This window comes from Pseudomonas sp. HY2-MNA-CIBAN-0224, from assembly GCF_040310285.1.
In the GTDB taxonomy this organism is placed as follows: domain Bacteria; phylum Pseudomonadota; class Gammaproteobacteria; order Pseudomonadales; family Pseudomonadaceae; genus Aquipseudomonas; species Aquipseudomonas helleri.
In genome coordinates this window covers 1-278 of the sequence record NZ_JBEOPQ010000443.1, presented here as the reverse complement: position 1 = coordinate 278, position 278 = coordinate 1, and the positions used below count along the sequence as shown (strand labels likewise).

Genomic DNA, 278 nt, shown 5'->3' with positions numbered 1-278 from the left:
CCACTTCATCACGGCGCAAACGCGCCATTTGATCCGTGTCCAACTCTAGCGTATTGACTGCTTTGAACGCTAAAGGAAAAGAAAACTTCTCTTCCAGCTCAGCCAAGCGAGCACGTTTATCCGACAGCGTCATATGATAGGACAAATCATCCAATAGGAATACAGCAATGGCGCGCACTTGCTGCTCAGTGACTTGCGTGACTCTAGCGGTCAACACGCTTTTGTTATCAGGTAGACGATAGTAAACATCTGCGTAGACAGGTTGAGTCATATAACGC

Annotated in this window: 1 protein-coding gene; it reads right to left on the bottom strand. The window is 47.5% G+C overall.

Annotated elements, in window-relative coordinates:
- Positions 1-278 (bottom strand): hypothetical protein (locus AAEZ03_RS27095; protein WP_502947968.1); only part of this gene is annotated, 278 nt, incomplete at both ends.